The organism is Acinetobacter sp. AOR01_HL (genome assembly GCF_027855455.1).
In the GTDB taxonomy this organism is placed as follows: Bacteria; Pseudomonadota; Gammaproteobacteria; order Pseudomonadales; family Moraxellaceae; genus Acinetobacter; species Acinetobacter baumannii.
Map to the genome: position 1 here is coordinate 223,917 of NZ_JAKTIM010000051.1, position 17,600 is coordinate 241,516.

The 17,600-nt window shown below is 37.6% G+C and carries 12 protein-coding genes; 7 read left to right on the forward strand and 5 right to left on the reverse strand.

From position 1 onward, the window contains the following. The first annotated feature begins 112 nt into the window (after window positions 1–112). Together gabT and MKL62_RS16425 are read left to right on the forward strand one after the other, a co-directional pair. A complete protein-coding gene (gabT, locus tag MKL62_RS16420) occupies window positions 113–1,405 on the forward strand; it encodes a 4-aminobutyrate--2-oxoglutarate transaminase (RefSeq protein ID WP_004742053.1) in 1,293 nt (430 codons plus the stop codon). Beyond that, window positions 1,402–2,850, forward strand: coding sequence for an NAD-dependent succinate-semialdehyde dehydrogenase (locus tag MKL62_RS16425; RefSeq protein ID WP_004742056.1), 1,449 nt, complete (start codon window positions 1,402–1,404; stop codon window positions 2,848–2,850). Before gabT ends, MKL62_RS16425 begins: the two co-directional genes overlap by 4 nt. A 102-nt stretch (window positions 2,851–2,952) precedes the next feature. Here MKL62_RS16425 and MKL62_RS16430 read toward each other — a convergent pair whose 3' ends face one another. Continuing rightward, a complete protein-coding gene (locus MKL62_RS16430; protein WP_004742058.1) occupies window positions 2,953–3,927 on the reverse strand; it encodes a LysR substrate-binding domain-containing protein in 975 nt (324 codons plus the stop codon). Window positions 3,928–3,947: 20 nt separating this feature from the next. Next, window positions 3,948–4,574, reverse strand: a complete 627-nt coding sequence (ycaC, locus tag MKL62_RS16435) for an isochorismate family cysteine hydrolase YcaC (protein WP_000046156.1) — start codon at window positions 4,572–4,574, stop codon at window positions 3,948–3,950. Window positions 4,575–4,851: 277 nt separating this feature from the next. On the opposite strand from ycaC, the gene MKL62_RS16440 reads away from it, so the two are divergent. The 5 genes from MKL62_RS16440 (at window position 4,852) to MKL62_RS16460 (ending at window position 12,854) form a co-directional block, all read left to right on the forward strand. Then, window positions 4,852–5,724, forward strand: coding sequence for a pirin family protein (locus MKL62_RS16440; protein ID WP_000713965.1), 873 nt, complete (start codon window positions 4,852–4,854; stop codon window positions 5,722–5,724). A gap of 439 nt (window positions 5,725–6,163) precedes the next feature. Continuing rightward, window positions 6,164–7,462, forward strand: a complete 1,299-nt coding sequence (locus tag MKL62_RS16445; protein ID WP_000350212.1) for an NAD(P)/FAD-dependent oxidoreductase — start codon at window positions 6,164–6,166, stop codon at window positions 7,460–7,462. Between the two features lie 4 nt (window positions 7,463–7,466). Further along, complete coding sequence (locus tag MKL62_RS16450; RefSeq protein WP_025469467.1) at window positions 7,467–8,294, forward strand: SAM-dependent methyltransferase; 828 nt, start codon at window positions 7,467–7,469, stop codon at window positions 8,292–8,294. An 8-nt stretch (window positions 8,295–8,302) separates the two neighbouring features. After that, window positions 8,303–8,725 carry a GFA family protein gene (locus MKL62_RS16455; RefSeq protein ID WP_000114353.1) on the forward strand — a complete coding sequence of 141 codons (423 nt, stop codon included), beginning with the start codon at window positions 8,303–8,305 and terminating at the stop codon, window positions 8,723–8,725. Window positions 8,726–10,298: 1,573 nt separating this feature from the next. Continuing rightward, complete coding sequence (locus tag MKL62_RS16460; protein ID WP_005066918.1) at window positions 10,299–12,854, forward strand: N-6 DNA methylase; 2,556 nt, start codon at window positions 10,299–10,301, stop codon at window positions 12,852–12,854. A 658-nt stretch (window positions 12,855–13,512) separates the two neighbouring features. On the opposite strand, the gene MKL62_RS16465 is transcribed toward MKL62_RS16460, so the two are convergent. The 3 genes from MKL62_RS16465 to MKL62_RS16475 form a co-directional block, all read right to left on the reverse strand. Further along, complete coding sequence (locus MKL62_RS16465) at window positions 13,513–14,976, reverse strand: ATP-dependent nuclease (RefSeq protein WP_005066920.1); 1,464 nt, start codon at window positions 14,974–14,976, stop codon at window positions 13,513–13,515. Between the two features lie 712 nt (window positions 14,977–15,688). Then, the gene (locus MKL62_RS16470; RefSeq protein ID WP_270899794.1) at window positions 15,689–16,000 is read right to left on the reverse strand and encodes a hypothetical protein; all 312 of its coding nucleotides are present in this window, start codon (window positions 15,998–16,000) and stop codon (window positions 15,689–15,691) included. Between the two features lie 316 nt (window positions 16,001–16,316). After that, the gene (locus MKL62_RS16475) at window positions 16,317–17,525 is read right to left on the reverse strand and encodes an IS256-like element ISAba26 family transposase (protein ID WP_000343018.1); all 1,209 of its coding nucleotides are present in this window, start codon (window positions 17,523–17,525) and stop codon (window positions 16,317–16,319) included. Window positions 17,526–17,600 lie beyond the last annotated feature (75 nt).

Here is a 17,600-nt window from a genome sequence, read left to right on the forward strand (position 1 = left end):
ATCAGACGAGCGAAATTACATGCATAGGCAGTCGTTGTAAAGCACCCTGAAAATTAAGCACAGGATGCAAAAACCAAAGCTGCAACTGATGATGAAAATATGAGGGAATCAAATGGATACTCAACATTCTGCACTTAACGCACGTAAACAGCAAGCAACTCCACGTGGTGTAGGCGTGATGTGTCAGTGGTATGCGGAAAAAGCTGAAAATGCCACGCTTTGGGACAAGGAAGGCAACCAATTTATCGACTTTGCTGGTGGTATCGCGGTTTTAAACACAGGCCATCGCCACCCTAAAGTCATTGCAGCGGTGACTGAACAACTTACTAAATTTACGCATACTGCCTATCAAGTAACACCATATGAAAGCTATGTCGCTTTAGCTGAGCGTATTAATGAACGCGCGCCAATTGCTGGTCCTGCAAAGTCTGCTTTTTTCACAACAGGTGCAGAAGCAGTTGAAAATGCAGTGAAGATTGCTCGTTGTTACACAGGTCGTCACGGCATTATCACGTTTGGTAACGGTTTCCACGGCCGTTCATTCATGACGATGGCAATGACAGGTAAAACTGCGCCTTACAAACGTGATTTCGGTGTAATGCCAGCGGGTGTGTTCCACGCACGTTACCCAGTACCTGCTAAAGGTATTTCAGTAGATGCGGCAATTGAAAGCGTTGAAGATATTTTCAGTGAAGATATTGCACCACATGACGTTGCAGCAATTGTGCTAGAGCCAGTACAAGGTGAAGGCGGTTTCAATGTGGTGCCAGCCGAGTTCTTAAAACGTTTACGTGCAATTTGTGATAAGCACGGTATTTTATTAGTTGCTGACGAAGTGCAATCTGGTTTTGCTCGTACTGGTAAGTTATTTGCGATGAACCATTATGAAACTAAAGCAGACCTCATCACGATGGCGAAAAGCTTGGGCGGCGGTTTCCCTATTTCGGGTGTTGTGGGCCGTGCAGAAGTCATGGATGCACCAAACCCGGGTGGTCTAGGCGGTACTTATGCAGGTAGCCCGATTGCGGTTGCAGCTGCGCATGCCGTGATTGACGCGATTGAAGAAGAGAACCTATGCGACCGTGCAAATGAATTAGGCGCTGAGTTAGTTGCTACGCTTAAAGATATTCAGCAAACAACTAGCGATGTCGTAACTGATATTCGTGCATTGGGTTCAATGGTTGCAGTAGAACTTGAGACTGCTGAACAAGCAAAAGTTGTACAAAACTATGCAATGGAAAACGGGTTGTTACTTCTTACTTGTGGTAAATACGGTAATGTAATTCGTTTCTTATATCCATTAACCATTCCTGCTGAGCAATTCCGTCAAGGTCTTGATATCTTGAAACAAGGTTTTGCGACACTCAAGGCAGGTAGTGCAAAAGCAATGGAGCAATCTGCATGATTCAAAATAATTTGCAGTATTTATTAAAACATCCTGATATTTCATTAGAAGCACCTGCATCAAATGACTATATCGAGGTGAAGGATGCTGCTACGGGTGAAACTTTGGCATGGGTAAAAACCTATGACCGTGCAGGAGTTGAAGCCGCAATTAACCGTTCGGCAAAAGCGCAAGCTGCTTGGAAAAAGCAAACTGCCTTGGCGCGTGCTGATGTGTTATTGGCATGGTACAACCTCATGCTAGAGCACAAAGAAAATCTGGCACAGATTTTAACGGCTGAGCAAGGTAAACCATTGGCAGAAGCACGTGGTGAAATTGGTTATGCAGCATCATTTATTCGCTGGTTTGCCGAGCAAGCGCGTCGTATTGATGGTGAAGTCTTAACACCTACCTTGCCAAACCAACGTCTGCTCGTGATTAAACAAGCGATTGGTGTTACAGCTGCAATTACGCCGTGGAACTTCCCGGCTGCCATGATTACACGTAAAGCAGGTCCAGCCATTGCTGCGGGTTGTTCAATGTTGGTTAAACCGGCAGAGCAAACACCGTTAACCGCCTATGCGCTTGAAGTTTTGGCGTTACAGGCAGGCTTACCAGCAGATGTTTTAATTAACATTAGTGGTGATGCGGTTGAAGTCGGTAAAACCCTGTGCGAAAGTGATATTGTTCGTAAGTTAAGCTTTACTGGTTCAACGCAAGTTGGCCGTATCTTGATGCAACAATGTGCGCCAACCATTAAAAAGCTTTCGCTTGAGCTGGGTGGTAACGCGCCTGTATTGGTATTTGATGATGCCAACCTTGAACAAGCGGTTCAGGGCATCATGGCAAGTAAATATCGTAACAGCGGTCAAACCTGTGTCTGCGCTAACCGTATTTATGTTCAAGATGGCATTTATGATGCATTGGCAGAGCGTTTGGTTGAAGCGGTGTCTAAGCTTAAAGTTGGCGATGGCCGTCAAGAAGGTTCAACTCAAGGACCTTTAATTGATGAGGATGCAGTTGCAAAAGTTCAGTCTCATATTGCAGATGCTACTGAGAAAGGTGCAACTGTTCGTATTGGTGGTCAACGCTCGGCACTTGGCGGTACATTCTTTGAACCAACAGTTTTAACTGGCGTAACGCAAGACATGAAAGTGTCTAAAGAAGAAACTTTTGGTCCACTTGCCCCATTGTTCCGCTTTAAAACTGAAGATGAAGCAGTGGCAATGGCGAACGATACCGAGTTCGGTTTAGCTGCTTATTTGTTTACTCAAAGCACAGCTCGTCAATGGAGAGTAGGTGAGGCACTTGAGTACGGTATGGTCGGCATTAACACAGGCGCGATTTCAAACGAAGTTGCTCCGTTTGGTGGCGTAAAACAGTCAGGTCTAGGTCGTGAAGGTTCAAAATTCGGCATCGAAGAATATGTCGAAATGAAATACCTCTGCGTAGACTTATCTGAGTAAGGAATAAAGCGAGTTCGTTTTGTTCTGAACGAGAACATACAGTTATGTGTATGTGATGTTTCACAAAAAACCGGTCATGCCCATTCATGACCGGTTTTTTATTTAAGTCGGCAAATATCCTTCATGGCTTTCGGGTAAACGACGAAGCTCATCAATCAGGGTTTCAATGAGTTTTTCGACCACCAGACGTTGCCCTTTTCGGGACACATAAACCAGTTGTAGCATGCCGATATTCGACTTCCAGTCAGGAAGAATATGAACCAGTGTTCCTTTACGAATTTCCGATTCAACGGTTAAAAATGGAAGGTCAGCAATACCTAAACCGTCCATCACGGCATAGTAAACACCTGCCAAGTCATTACTTTTAATTCGTGGTTGATAAGGAACATTAACCGATTCGCCATTTCGAATATTGCATAAATGCCAAATATAATTTTGCTTTTGTGTGCCTAAGCTAATACTTGGAAAGTCCTGTAATTCGGAATAATGCTTAATGGTGCGACCTTGCAGTAATTCAGGCGAAGCCACCAGACAGTGGTCGGTTTTAATCACATCACGAACAATTAAATTTGAATCTTCATTCGGTTCAAAATTGGTTCGAATCGCAAGGTCGATGTCATCATGCAAGATATCTACTCGACGGCTGGTTAGCTCAAGAGATATTTCAACTTTAGGGTAGGTTTTTAAAAACTGATTTAAAATTTTTCTAATTTGAAAATGCATCATTAAAGGCGGGCAGCTTACTTTTACCAAACCTTGAGGCTCACTTTTTTGCTTTAATAACACGTTTTCTGCACATTCAACTTGAGCAATGACTTTGCAGCATTCCTCGTAAAATTCTTGACCTAAATCGGTCACTTTAAAATGGCGGGTTGTTCTTTGAATCAGGCTGACATTAAATTTATTTTCAAGGTCAATAATGCGTCGGCTGAGCTTGGATTTACTAATATTTTCGGCCTCACTGGCAGCACTAAAGCCGCCGTGTTTCACGACCAAATAGAAATAATAAAAATCATCAAAAGAGCTTATCAATGTCCGTTCAACCCATTTAAATGTAAGATTAGAATGCTTAAGCATTCTAATCTTGGCAGTAGAACTTATTTTTGGCTAGTGTTGTGATTGTAACTTGAAATCAGGTTACGGTAGTCAGGGATATGATTTGAGAACAATGTGCCCAAACCTTCAATATCATTACGCCAGTCACGGTGTAATTCACACGCCATACCGAACCAAGTCATTAGCTGAGCACCTGCTTTAGACATACGGTCCCAAGCTGCATCACGTGTTAATTCGTTGAAAGTACCAGAAGCATCAGTAATCACGAATACTTCAAAGCCTTCTGCCAAAGCAGATAGTGCAGGGAATGCCACACAAACTTCAGTTACAACACCTGCAATAATCAGTTGTTTTTTACCAGTTGCTTTAACCGCTTTTACGAAATCTTCATTGTCCCACGCATTGATTTGGCCTGGACGTGGAATAAAAGGTGCATCTGGGTGAATTTCTTTTAACTCAGGAACTAAAGGACCGTTTGGACCAGTTTCAAAACTGGTTGTTAAAATTGTTGGAAGATTGAAGTATTTTGCTGCATTTGCAACAGCAAGTACGTTGTTTTTAAATTTATCCGGATCGATATCTCGAACTAAAGAAAGTAAACCTGCTTGATGGTCAACCAAAAGAACCGCAGCATTATCCTTGTCTAAGCGTACATAATCTTGAGCCATTTTTTATGTCCTCATGTTATCAAATTGAATAATCAAAAATTATTGGGTAGGTCATCAGTGCCTAAAATCATGCTAGATGAGTTTGTTGTCGTAATTAAGTCTAAAAAATAGGATTAAGAATTTTAAAAATAGGACGATCTCTTGAACAAAACATCAAAATTTATGATTGTCTCATAAATGCAATAATGTGTTGCTAATCCTGATCTATAAACTGCAATTATTGAGGCGTAAAATCAATCTCAGTTCAAGAAAATCCTACATATATAGGAGAGATCAGATGAAGAAATTTCTTGGTGCATATCAAAATAACCACATGCATTGGGTTGGTGATGGTTTCCCTGTATATAACCTGTTCTCTTATGACCGTTTAGGCCAAACCCTAAGCCCATTTTTGTTACTGGATTATGCAGCGCCTTATAACTTCTCACCAACCACCGAACAACAAGGTGTAGGTTCACATCCTCACCGTGGCTTTGAAACAGTTACTATTGCCTATCAAGGTGAAGTGACTCATAAAGACTCAAGTGGTGGTGGCGGAACCATTAAAACCGGTGACGTGCAATGGATGACTGCGGGTGCAGGGGTGTTACATGAAGAGTTCCATTCTCCTGAATTTGCAGAGCATGGCGGTCTTTTTGAAATGGTGCAATTGTGGGTAAATTTACCTTCGCATTCAAAAATGACCCCTGGAAAATATCAAGCCATTGAAGCTAAAGATATTCCGGACATTGCACTAGACGAGCACGGTAGTCATTTGCGTGTGATTGCAGGTGAATATGCGGATGCAAAAGGTGCAGCAACTACATTTAGTCCATTAAATGTATGGGACGGTAAATTGGTAAAAGGCCAAAAACATACCCTATATGTACCTGAAGGGCATACTACCCTTGTTGTTGTGCTAGAGGGTGCGGTTGTGGTTAATGATACAAACCGTCTTGAAGGCAAAACTGTTGCGATTTTATCTCGTGAGGGCGTTGAGTTTAGCTTAAATGCTGAAGAAGACACTAAATTCTTGGTGTTGACTGGCCAACCACTGAATGAGCCAATCGAAGGTTATGGTCCATTTGTCATGAATACCAAAGCCGAGATTATGGAAGCGATTAACGATTTTAATCGTGGAAAATTCGGTTCAATCATGCAAGAAGGATAAATTGCTAAGCTGTGCTTAATGATCTTTAAAAGCAAAGTAATAAAAAGCCCGCTATCAAGTGTGAATAGCGGGCTTTTTCGCTGTAAAGTTTCTGTTTTTATGATGGATATCATTATTGTGTCGGCATTGTTTTGTGTGATTTAGTTCTCATTATTATGCCACCATGATACCGCAAAAAATGATACTTGTAAAACGAATGATATAAATACAGTTAAATTATCTTATTTTATTTAAAAGAATTTTTTTAAATTTTTAAAAAATATAGATTTTTATACAGTCATCCTCTTTTGTAAAATTTTATGAAAAACTTTTGGGCTTATCTCTTAAAATTTTTCTATATAAATTGATGCAAAAAATAAAAATCTGGTAGTTTTTAATACGGTGTTTTTTTAGGGTATGAGTGATAATCAAAAAAATTCTCGAAAAATGGGACATCATTTTGGATATCGCAATTATTGGCAGTGGAATGGCAGGACTTGCAGCAGCAAGAATTCTGAAAGATGCAGGACATACAATCACGATATTTGAAGCACTTCCTGGCCGGGGAATGGACAGTCATAGCATTGAGTTCGATGGTGGGATTATTGATGCACCATTGCGTGTTATGAACCCGCATCTATGGAAAAATACACTCAGCCTTGCTGCACATTTAGGCATTAAAACTTTTCCGGTTCGTACCTATATGTCTTGTAGCTGGTTATTTGAAGATCGTACTGAAACATGGTTAACCACATCTCGTAGCCGTATTGGTAATTTCCCAATTATCAATAACCGTAAAGGTATCCAGCAATATGGCTGGCGTCTGGTAAAAGGGATGCTGCAATTAAAAACTGCGATTCACCAGTTCTTTAAATCTAAAAATCAAGATATTACTCTCGCTGAATTTATTAATCAGAACGATATTGAAGAAGTATTCTGGCATGGTGTAGTTATGCCGGTGCTTTATACGATTTGTACATGTAACCCAAAAACAATTGGTGATTGGCCTGCGAAAAACCTTCTTGAGTTTTTGCGTCATTTAACTGATGGTGACATGTTGTTGCGTATGAAAGGCGGTACACCTGCATTTGTAGACAGCTTAATTAAAGGCATTGATATCCATAGCGGTTCGGCAATTAAAAAAGTTGAGCTACAAGGTGAAAAAGTACTGGTCGAAAATGAAAAAGGTGACCAAGGTACATTTGACCGCGTTATTGTGGCGACACCAACTTCTAAACTTGAAGAGTTCTTAAACCCTGAACAGTTTGCAGAAGATATGAATCTGCTTAAACAGTTCCGCTTTGAACAAGGTGACTTGGTTATTCATACAGATGCAACAGTAATGCCACCACGCCGTAAAGACTGGTCAGTGCTGAGCTATATGATGGACCGTAAGTTTACTCGCCAGCAGTTTACAGTTTGGATGAATGCCGTTGAGCCATCACTGGTAGGTAAAAATCCTGTATTCCAAACTTGGCGTCCAGTAGTGGATATTGACCCTAAAAAAGTCATTTCAAAAGTGACCTTAACGCGTGCAGTCGTAGACTCGCAAACCATTGCTTTAAACAAAGAACTACAACAACGCCACTTAGAACCAAACCGTAAAGTATTCTACTGTGGTTCATGGTCATGTGATGGTTTGCCAATTTTAGAGTCAGCAGTGACTTCTGCGATGCATATTGCTGAAATCTTGGGTGCACCTTTACCATTCGTGGGATTAAAGCCTAAGGTCGAAGTTGCCCCTGAACTCGGTTACTAAAATTGTGAAAGCAAAAGTTCGAGCAGCTCTTTCTCGATTTATCCCTCATAAATATGCAATTGATGCATCAAGTTTGGGGGATAGTGAAGAGCTTGCTTGGACAAACTTGGGTTTTTGGAAAAATACCCAAACCTACCGTGAAGCTTGTCGCCAATTGGCTGATCATCTGGCACAAGCTGTCAATTTAAATTCAAAAGATCATCTCTTAGATTTAGGTTGTGGACAGGGTGCAAGTTTATTGCACTGGTTACAGCACTATCATCCTAAAAGCCTTAGTGCTGTTGAACTACAAGCCTCATGTGTTAATAAAATTCAAAAATTTATTCCTGAAATAAGTCAGATTTTCTGTGGTTCATTTTTAAATTTAAAACAATTTGAATTTAAACAACGCTTCGATGTGGTGCTCTGTATCGATGCGGCTTATCACAGTCATTTAAATTCATTTCTGGATTCGGTTACGCCAGTTTTAAATTCAAAAGGACGATTAGGTTTTCATTACTTGATGCGTGCCGACTCATGTCACAACATGACCATGCTACAAGAACAAAAGCATCGTTATTTACTTAAAGCAGCCGATGTCACTTGGAATACCTTACTCACGGAAGAGATACTGAGAACTACCTTGGAACAACAAGGTTTTACAGATATTCAAATCGAAGATTTATCAGAACAGGTATTATTAGGTTTTTCACAGTATATTCAAAATCAACAAGCACAAAGCCATAACCGAGGGTTGGCAAATTTTAAAATCCAAATGACTGCAAAGTTATGCCAACAACTCTATCAAAATGGGTATGTACGTTATATTCAAATAACAGCAATAAAAAAATAGGGTGAGCCATGTCAGTTAAATATCAAGGATCATGTTTATGTGGAGCTGTGAGCTATCAAAGCGATGCAGAGCCACGTTATAGTTTTAATTGCCATTGTCGAGATTGCCAAAAGGCAACAGGTTCGGCCTATGCACCAATCGCTTTTTTTCATCAATCTGAATTGAAAATAAGTGGCGAACTAAAATATTTTGAGACATTAGGTTCTTCTGGTCGTCCCATTAAAAGAGCCTTTTGCCCGACTTGTGGTTCTCAACTTTTTGGCTTACCTGAACTTGTTCCTGAAATGATTTCAATACGCGCAGGCACTTTGGATGATCCAAGTCTCTATCATCCTAAAGCGGAGGTTTTTGTGAGTCAGACCTATGCTTGGGACATGTTGAACCCAAACCTTAAACACTTTGAAAAAATGATAGAGAAGAGCAAGAAATAAGGCTTAATTAAAGAAGCCAAATATTGCCAAAGCACAGATTAAAGTAAGACTGCCAAGAGCTAAAAATAATATGGTTTTTCTAAATTTTAGCTGAGGCATTTTACTTACAAGGATAATAAGGCATGCAAGTATGATCACTAAAGGTTGAAAAAGATTTGATGGTAGATTAGACATGTCGTTCCTTGTTGTTTTTAAATTTATTTTAGAAATAAAGTAATAAACTCATTATATCTTTTTCTTATTTAATTGAAGAACAGAACTTCTTTATAAATTCATATTTTTTATTTCAATGATGGGTAAATCAAGTTTTAAATTTAAAAGAACCATGTACGCTTTTTCCTACATCCATTCAGGAAATTGACGTCTTTCTATGACCTCATGAATTGCCTATGATGAACTCATCAGGAACAGGAAGTTCCAAAACGTAAAACAACAATAATAAGTTTAAGCACCAGGACGTGAGGTACTACAGGATGTATGCCTAGTAACGAAATACGAAAAAAGCCCAACAGGATGTTGGGCTTTTTTCATTTCTTATTAAAGAATTTCTTTACCACCTAAGGCAGCACAGTCAAAAGGTCTATTCCAAAACCTACAGGCAACAAAAAACCCCATAAATTAAATATTCATGAGGTTTAATGATGGTGCCGGCACACGGATTCGAACTGTGGACCTACTGATTACAAGTACGAACAAACGCCTATATTTTTTATATTAAAAACAATGAGTTGAGTCTAAGAGTTGATGGGAAATTCAATAAAATCAATTAGACCGTTATATTTTTGCTAAGGTATTGAAAGTTAAGGAAGGAGGTGGATGGAGGACAAAATCTCCTGCAAAATGATGATGGCTAAGTACAAGAAAAGTAACAAGCATACTGACCAATAGACCATTACAAGACCATATCTTTTGGGGTATACCATTGATGGACCGTAAACAGAAACTTGCAGAAAACTAACACTTTTCAGAGAGTACCGCAGTGGACCTTGGCTGGAGTAAGGAACTTCTAAGATGAATGAGACAGTACCGTATGCTAAACCTATTCATTTGCCATAGGAGGGTCTTGAGACTTTATCTCCCCTCAACTGAAGAATAGTAAAAAAGCAAAACACCACCTACGAAATGCATAAAGTGGAAGAAAACAAAAAAAAGCTCAACAAACAACAAAAGCCTCAAATTTTCCCCCTGACTCCTACATCATCTTTTTTTCCTGCAGCTAACAGCGCTGCTAGTGAACACCACTAGACTAGACACTAGCAAGATGCTTAGATGTAGGAAAAATTAAGGCTGATCAAATAGATAATGTGATGTATGAATAGTTGCAAGGTTAGTCAAAAGTCTCAAGCAATCACATTGAATAACAGACACAATAGGCTGCTATTCCTACGCTATTTTTTGCATAAGTAGTCGCTCTTTTCTCACAGTTATTCACCTAAGAAAATAATTGTTATCAGAGTCAATATACATTCAAGAAATTTATAGATAATTTACATTAAATAAAAATTATTTTTTGTTCAGGATTTTCTCTTATTGTTCTACTATAAGGGGAAATTTTGATTTATATTGATTTAGTATGCCTTCCGAAGAACTTCAACATCGCTATCCTCTTAATATTGGGAAAAAAATTGGTGATTTTGAGCTGTTTCAAACACAGTTAACTACGTTAAACCAGTTTTCTGAGCATGGAATTTTATCAAAAAAGGATTTTGGAAAATGGCGCACCCAAAAATGTGATGCAATAATTATTAGTCGAACTCCTTTTTTGAGAACAATAGCTATTGGCGAGGATAAGTCGACAGGAAGAATTACAAATAGAAACTGGAAAAAACTATCAAAGGATCTTTTGGAGTCAAAACTTAATCCTACGGATACAAAAATTGGTTATTTGACAGATGGTGCAACAACTTATTGGATTGCTGGTGGATTTGATGAGGTCAAATTAATTACCAGAGATGATAATAAAGCTTTACCAGTAAAAATTGATTTTAATGATAAAACTTTTGTATCGGAGTTTACATATATAGTGAATAACTATGATCCTGATTCAGGAGTAGTGAAAAGCCCTACAAATGTAAATCCGCATGCTCTAGCTAAATCAGTATGGCAAACAATTTGGCGTTTAAAGGCCGATAGACCAGAGGACTGTTTAGCTACATTTGTAGAGTTGTTTGTATATAAGTTCTTGAACGATCTGAATTTAATGCAGAGGGATCATATAGGAACTGATGTTTCGATTGATTATCTTTTATCCTTAGATAAAGAGTATTGTTTTCAATATTATATGAAAAATATACGTCCATATATAAAGCACCTTTTCCCAGAGGGAGAAGATGGATTAAGTATTATTAATGGTATTGTTTTTCAACCTACGAATAAAGATCATAACTATATTTTTCATGAGTTGTTGAAGAAATTTATTAAATTTGGGTCCTTAAAAAATACAGATCCAGAGTTTAAAACTAAATTGTATGAATCTTTTTTACAGGAAAGTGATACAACAACAACTTTTGGACAATTTTTTACTCCGAGGAAAATTGTAGGCGCTATATATGATATGGCTCAAGTGGGGCGCCTTTCACATGGAAGAGAAATTTGTGATCCAGCTAGTGGCGTGGGTGGCTTTATTCTTGAGCAAATGGCAAGGGATTTACAAGGACAATGGGTTTTATCAGATGATCAAATGGAGCCTATTCATAAGTGGAAAGCTTTAGAAATTGTTCCAAAAACAGCTATTTTAGCGAAAGCAAATGCTTTAGTGCATTGTGGTGATTTATTAGCTGATCAACCAAGTCGTGTACCAGCATTTGCAAAGTGGCTCAATGAAGTCTTTAACTGTAGATCAGATACCTCCTTGGGTGCTTTAGATGATTTATCTAAAGATAAGTATGATTTAATAATAAGTAATCCGCCTTATGTTGTTTCAGGATCTGCTGATATTGGAAAGTTGATAAATAATTCACCTGTGAGAAAAGAGTATTTTGCTCGTAAATATAGTGGAGTCGAAGGATTATTTGTTCAATTTATAGTGCAGGCATTGAAACCAAATGGGGATGCTTGGGTATTGTTACCTGAGACGTTTTTTATGAGAACTACTGATAAAGTATTACGTGATTGGGTTTATCAAAATTGTGAATTAGATCTTCTAGCTTTATTACCAGAAAGAACGTTCTTTAATACGCCAAAGAGAGTAGTAGTTGCACATTTAAAGAAAAGACCTGTGCAGCTATCCCCTGAAGCACTAAAGAAAAAGTTAGAAAAAGAAAATGTATTGCTCTTCGCTGTAAGTGAAATAGGTGAAAGTAGAGATGCTAGAAGATTACCTATTGCTGAAAATGATCTAGAAGATTTAATAACTGCATATAAGTTGCATTCTGTAGGCGCTCCTATAGATCCCAACGTGCGTAGGGCTGTTATTACACAGTCTATCAATTTATATCAAAGTAAGTCGATAAATATTCGTCATTATTGGGATAAATCAGTAGCTCAGGAGCTAGGTTTATTAACAGAAGATGAAGATCCTGTTACAGCAAAAAAAAGCTTAGACCGAAAAATGGAAAGTTTAGAATCTCTTATTGTTAAATGGCAAAAAGAACAAGCGAGTTACCCATTACCAAAAACTGTTAAAAAGTTTAAAAAGGTAAAATTAGGTCAAGAGGAAATTTTTGAACTTAGAATTGGGAAACGAGTACTAAAAAAAGATATTTATCAAAAACAAACGGGTATTCCTTTATTTAGTGCTAATGTCAGAAAAACATTTGGATTTGTAGAAGAAGCAAATGCAGGGAATTTACTGTATGGTGGCGCTTTATGGAGTATTGATAGTGATTTCGATTCTGTGGGTGTTGCTCCTGGAGAAGTTTATTCAATTACAGATCATTGTGGGCAAGTGGAAATTTTAGTTGAGGGAATTGAACCTAGATATCTAGCTCAAATGATAAAGCAGGCTGGTAATGATATGGGGTTAAATAGAGATTTTAGAGCCTCTCTACAAACTATGGCTGATTTAGAAATAGAATTACCTGTCTTAGAGGATGGTAGTTATGATTATGAAACTATGTCTGAATGGTCTGATTTTCATGAGCATTTGTATAAAACAGAGAAAGAACTTAAAAAGCTTCTTCTGAATTAATTGTTTAAAGAGATGTTAAGTTCAGCAAATATAGAGCATGGAATAATGTTAGCTTCACTAAGGAGCTGGCATTATTTTTTCTTATTATTTTAGCTATTTTAGTTTTATGCAGAATAACAAGTCAAAATAAATCAAAAACCAAAGAGATAGTAATTCTAGTATTCTTTCTGACATTGTTGGTTTGCTGCTATCATACTGAAAGTAACTAATTCGTTATATGAAAGATGTATTTGTACCTTAAAAACTAAAGGCAGAATTGAAATTGACAGATAACCCATACCACTTGCATTTTGGGAGGGGTAATGGTGCTTCACAGAAAAAATAATAAAAAAACAAAACACCACCTTGCCAACGGATAAAGCCGAAGAAAACAAACAAAAAACTCAGCAAAAAGAAAAGGCTCAGATTTCCCCCCTCACTCCTACATCATCTTTTTTGCTACAGCTAACAGCGCTGCTAGTGAGCATCACTAGACTAGACACTAGCCAGATGCTTAGATGTAGGAAAAAGGTCAGGGCCATCAAATAGATGACCTGACATATACAATCAAGACTGAATGGCAATTCCAAGAAAATCAAATGTTGAAGAAGTGATTAGATGAAATGAAACTGTATGTTACCTCTTTCATTAGTTAGGCATCAGAATAGTCCTATAGTCTTTAAAACCCATTAGTTTTAATAATTTTGATCATTTCTTGTATTGATGTCGCTAAATCACTTGAATCAAAGGTATTAGAATGCATGAAAGTATTTTCGGGATGGTGAATATGATTTCTAATAAAAGTCATTAATGTTACAGATTTAGGTGGTAAAGCTGTTCCATTTCTATCTCGAATCCATGTTTTACTCGTTGGGCATCCTTGACTATTTAACCATGACTCAAATGTATTTTCTGAATAGCTTTGGGACTTTTCCTGTAAATACCCATATAACTCATTATGTAAATCAACGGTTGGCAAATTATAAGCTTTATAGTTAATCTCTCCCCATGTAGGGCTCCATGGGAATAAATAATCCATATTAGCTTTTGAGATTATATTTTTATGGTCCTCTTTTTTAAATATAAAAATTCCCACATTCTTTAATGATGGTGAGTTAAGAAAATAAGGAGAATGTGTTGTGACGAATATCTGTTTATGCTTGGATAACTCCATAAGTGCTTCACATAACTTCATTTGTCCCATTGGGTGCAAACATATTTCTGGTTCATCAATGAATAAATAGAATGGTCTGGTTGATTGTTTATCTTGATCGAATGCAATTTCTTCTGCATAAATTTGAAGTAAAGCTAAAGCAACAGAACGCTGCATTCCATTACCCTTCTCATCCATTCTTACTTCTATTCCATCATTAATGTGTATGGATGATCCTTTAAAAAAAGATTCAATTTTAGGGAAATCAAATTGGAAATTTAAAGAGGCACTACCAAACTGATTAGTAAAAATAGAATTCAATCTGTTTTCAATTTTAGAAATCTTCTTTCGTAGTTCTGAGGAATGAGAGTTAAATACATCATTAAATTTCTTTGAAAAATCAATAAACTCTTCAGTTTTGGTGTGTTCTGCTGCGATTTCCTTTAGTAGTGTTCCGCATAAGGTTGATGTTCCGAAAGAAGCTTCATCATTAGGATTAGTATCAGCCCAGATAAAATTAGTTTCAAAGAGCTTTTTTATTGTTCCATCAAGTCCACCAGTATTAGTGAATATACCGCTATCTTTATTGAATGTTTTGAGTGTTCTAATATCAGAGGTTGATCTTGAAATTTTGAAATAAGATTTTCCTTCAGTACATTGATAGACTACTTGTTTGAATGGTTCTGCTTTATTCTCTTGGGCAAAGGTTTCGATGATATTAATTACGGCTCCAGTGAATTCTAATTCAACTGTAGCTTCTTCTGCGAAATCTCCAGTTATCTTTTTATGATGAATTATTTCCAAGTTCTTTTTGGTACTATTTCTAATGAAATCAATAGCCTCTAATACGGTGGATTTCCCGCTGTTATTTTCTCCAATAAAAATATTTAGACCACTTCCTTTTTCACCATTTGGAATATTAAAAGTTAAAAAATTACTCTCTTCAGAGAATCCTTTGAAGTTGTTTATTTTAAGGCTGTTTATATGCATAAGTAATCTTATATCTTGTTAAAACAATGAGTTGAAAATATATATATTTAATGTATATTATGCAATGGAATCTCTCTAAATCTTCCCCATAACAAAGCAAGGGCTTAAATGGGTGTTAGTTCCTTTAACTAACGTAATTAGATAGGGAGTTAAGACATGACCAAGAAATTAGTCAATGTACGAGCTTATAAACGCTATCGTTTAGGTGCTTGGGAGCATGTGTGTAAACACAAGCGATCTTATCCTAAACGTTAATTTATATAGAGAGATTCCACTCTAATATTGTATTAAATGTATGTATGCTTTTCTCTTACTAATAATATTTTTGATATAGAACATTAATAGTCCCTTTAAGGATAACACTTCACAAAGATGCCCATTAATTTGTGAAAAGGGCTTAAAGTAGAAGAAAACAGGATTATTCTTCTCTCCTCTGGGGGAGGGTATGGATCGTGCGCCAAAGAAAAAAATAGTAAAAAAAGCAAAATACCACCTCATCAGTGGATAAAGCCGAAGAAAATAAACAAAAAACTCAGCAAAAAGGAAAGGCTCAAATTTTCCCCCTCACTCCTACATCATCTTTTTTGCTACAACTAACAGCGCTGCTAGTGAGCAACACTGGAGTAGACTAGCAAGATGCTTAGATGTAGGAAAAAGGTCAGGGTCATCAAATAGATGACCCTGACACTTCCTAAACAGATCGAATCAAGCATTATGCTACCTGATCTAATCCTTCACCTTCACCTTCACCTTCACCTTCACCTTCGATTTCATCTTCATCCTCTACTTCGTCGAAATAGTCTGGCTGATCAGAAGGAGTGATAATCTTAAACGGAGATTTAGGCCCTGAGATCAAAACACCTGTAACAGGGTTAAAGATTCGCTCCCCTAATTGGAACTCTTCTAGAGGTTTTAAATAAGGTTGCTGATACTTAGCGATTGCAAGGAATTGATAATTTTCGTAAGCAATTCCCGTAAATTCTAAATAGCGTGATGCAGGTTTTTTAGCATTACGGTCATTCACAGAAAAATATTTAGCGAAGAAGTTTGCAGCTTTACTTGGGTCGATACTGACTTCTTTGGTCTTAGAGTCTACTTTAACTCCAGATACAAGTTTATCTTTTATTACCTTCTTGAAAGGAATGGCAGTCTCTTTCTGAACCTGTTTAAATCCCTTTAATAGCCAATCAGCTGCATCGTTAGGAGTTAATTGAAATCCGTTATCTAAGTAGCGTTCTGGGTAATAGCGATAAAACCGCTTAATGAAATAATGTACGACGACATTTGACTTATAAGCTCTAGCGATGAGCCTGTAAATTATTTTGTGTAAGTTCCATTTTTTATAAATGATCTTTTAATCGATCATCGAACTGAATCGTAAACCAATTCATTGCTAAACGCCAATTTTGAATTGGCATCGTCCATTTCTTCGCAGCATTTGATGTTGCTAAGTAAATGACCTTCTTTACTGAGTCATCAGATGAAAAGATTTTCCTTTTCTTCGTTGAATGGCGTATTACGCTATTCAACGACTCAATCGCATTTGTTGTATAAATTGCATGACGTATTTCGGCTGGATAGCTAAAGATCGTTCGGATATTTTCCCAATTGGCCCGCCAGGATTCTCCAATTTTGGGATACTGGTGATTCCATTGATCACAGAAGATGTCTAGGGATTTTAAAGCATTTTCCTCTGTACTTGCCTGATAAATCGCTTTCAGACCCGACGTAACAGCTTTGTAGTCTTTCCAGCTTACAAATCTCAGGCTATTGCGTACAACATGCACGATACACAGTTGAATATCAGTATGAGGGTAAACAGAGGCTATCGCGTCAGGGAAGCCTTTTAATCCATCTACACAGGCAACAAGAATGTCCTGTACTCCTCGATTTTTTAGCTCTGTCATGACTGACAGCCAGAATTTGGCACCTTCTGTCTGAGCAATCCACATACCCAGTAATTCTTTTTGCCCATCCATATTGATGCCTAAAGCAAGGTATACGGACTTGTTAATCACATTGGAGTGCTGACGGACTTTGACAACAATACAGTCAAGATAGACAACAGGATAAAGGCTATCTAAGGCTCTATTTTGCCACTCAGTCACTTGCTCAATCACAGCATCGGTAACTTTGCTGATGAGAGATGCTGACACATCGGCATCGTACATTTCTTTGAAGAAGGCTACAATTTCCCTATTAGTCATTCCTTTTGCATACAGTGAGAGGATTTGGTCATCCATACTGGTGATGCGTGTTTGGTGCTTTTTGATAATTTGTGGCTCAAATGAACCTTCTCGATCACGGGGAATATCTAAAGCCAGTTGTCCATCTTGAGTTGTAATGGTTTTAGAACTAAACCCATTACGGCTATTTGAGCCTTTCTTGGGCTGATGCTTTTCATAACCGAGATGGTCTGAAAGTTCAGTATTGAGTGCAGTTTCAATCATGAATTTTTTAAAGACTGCTGTCATTTGGTTTAAGTCTTCTGGTGTTTTTAGACCTTTAGCCAATTCGGCAGCCATACTTTTGATTGTTGCTTCATCCATGTGAAGTACCTTTTGTAATTATCCTCTGAAGGATAAATGAAAATTAAGTACTTACACAAAATTTAGAACAGTCCC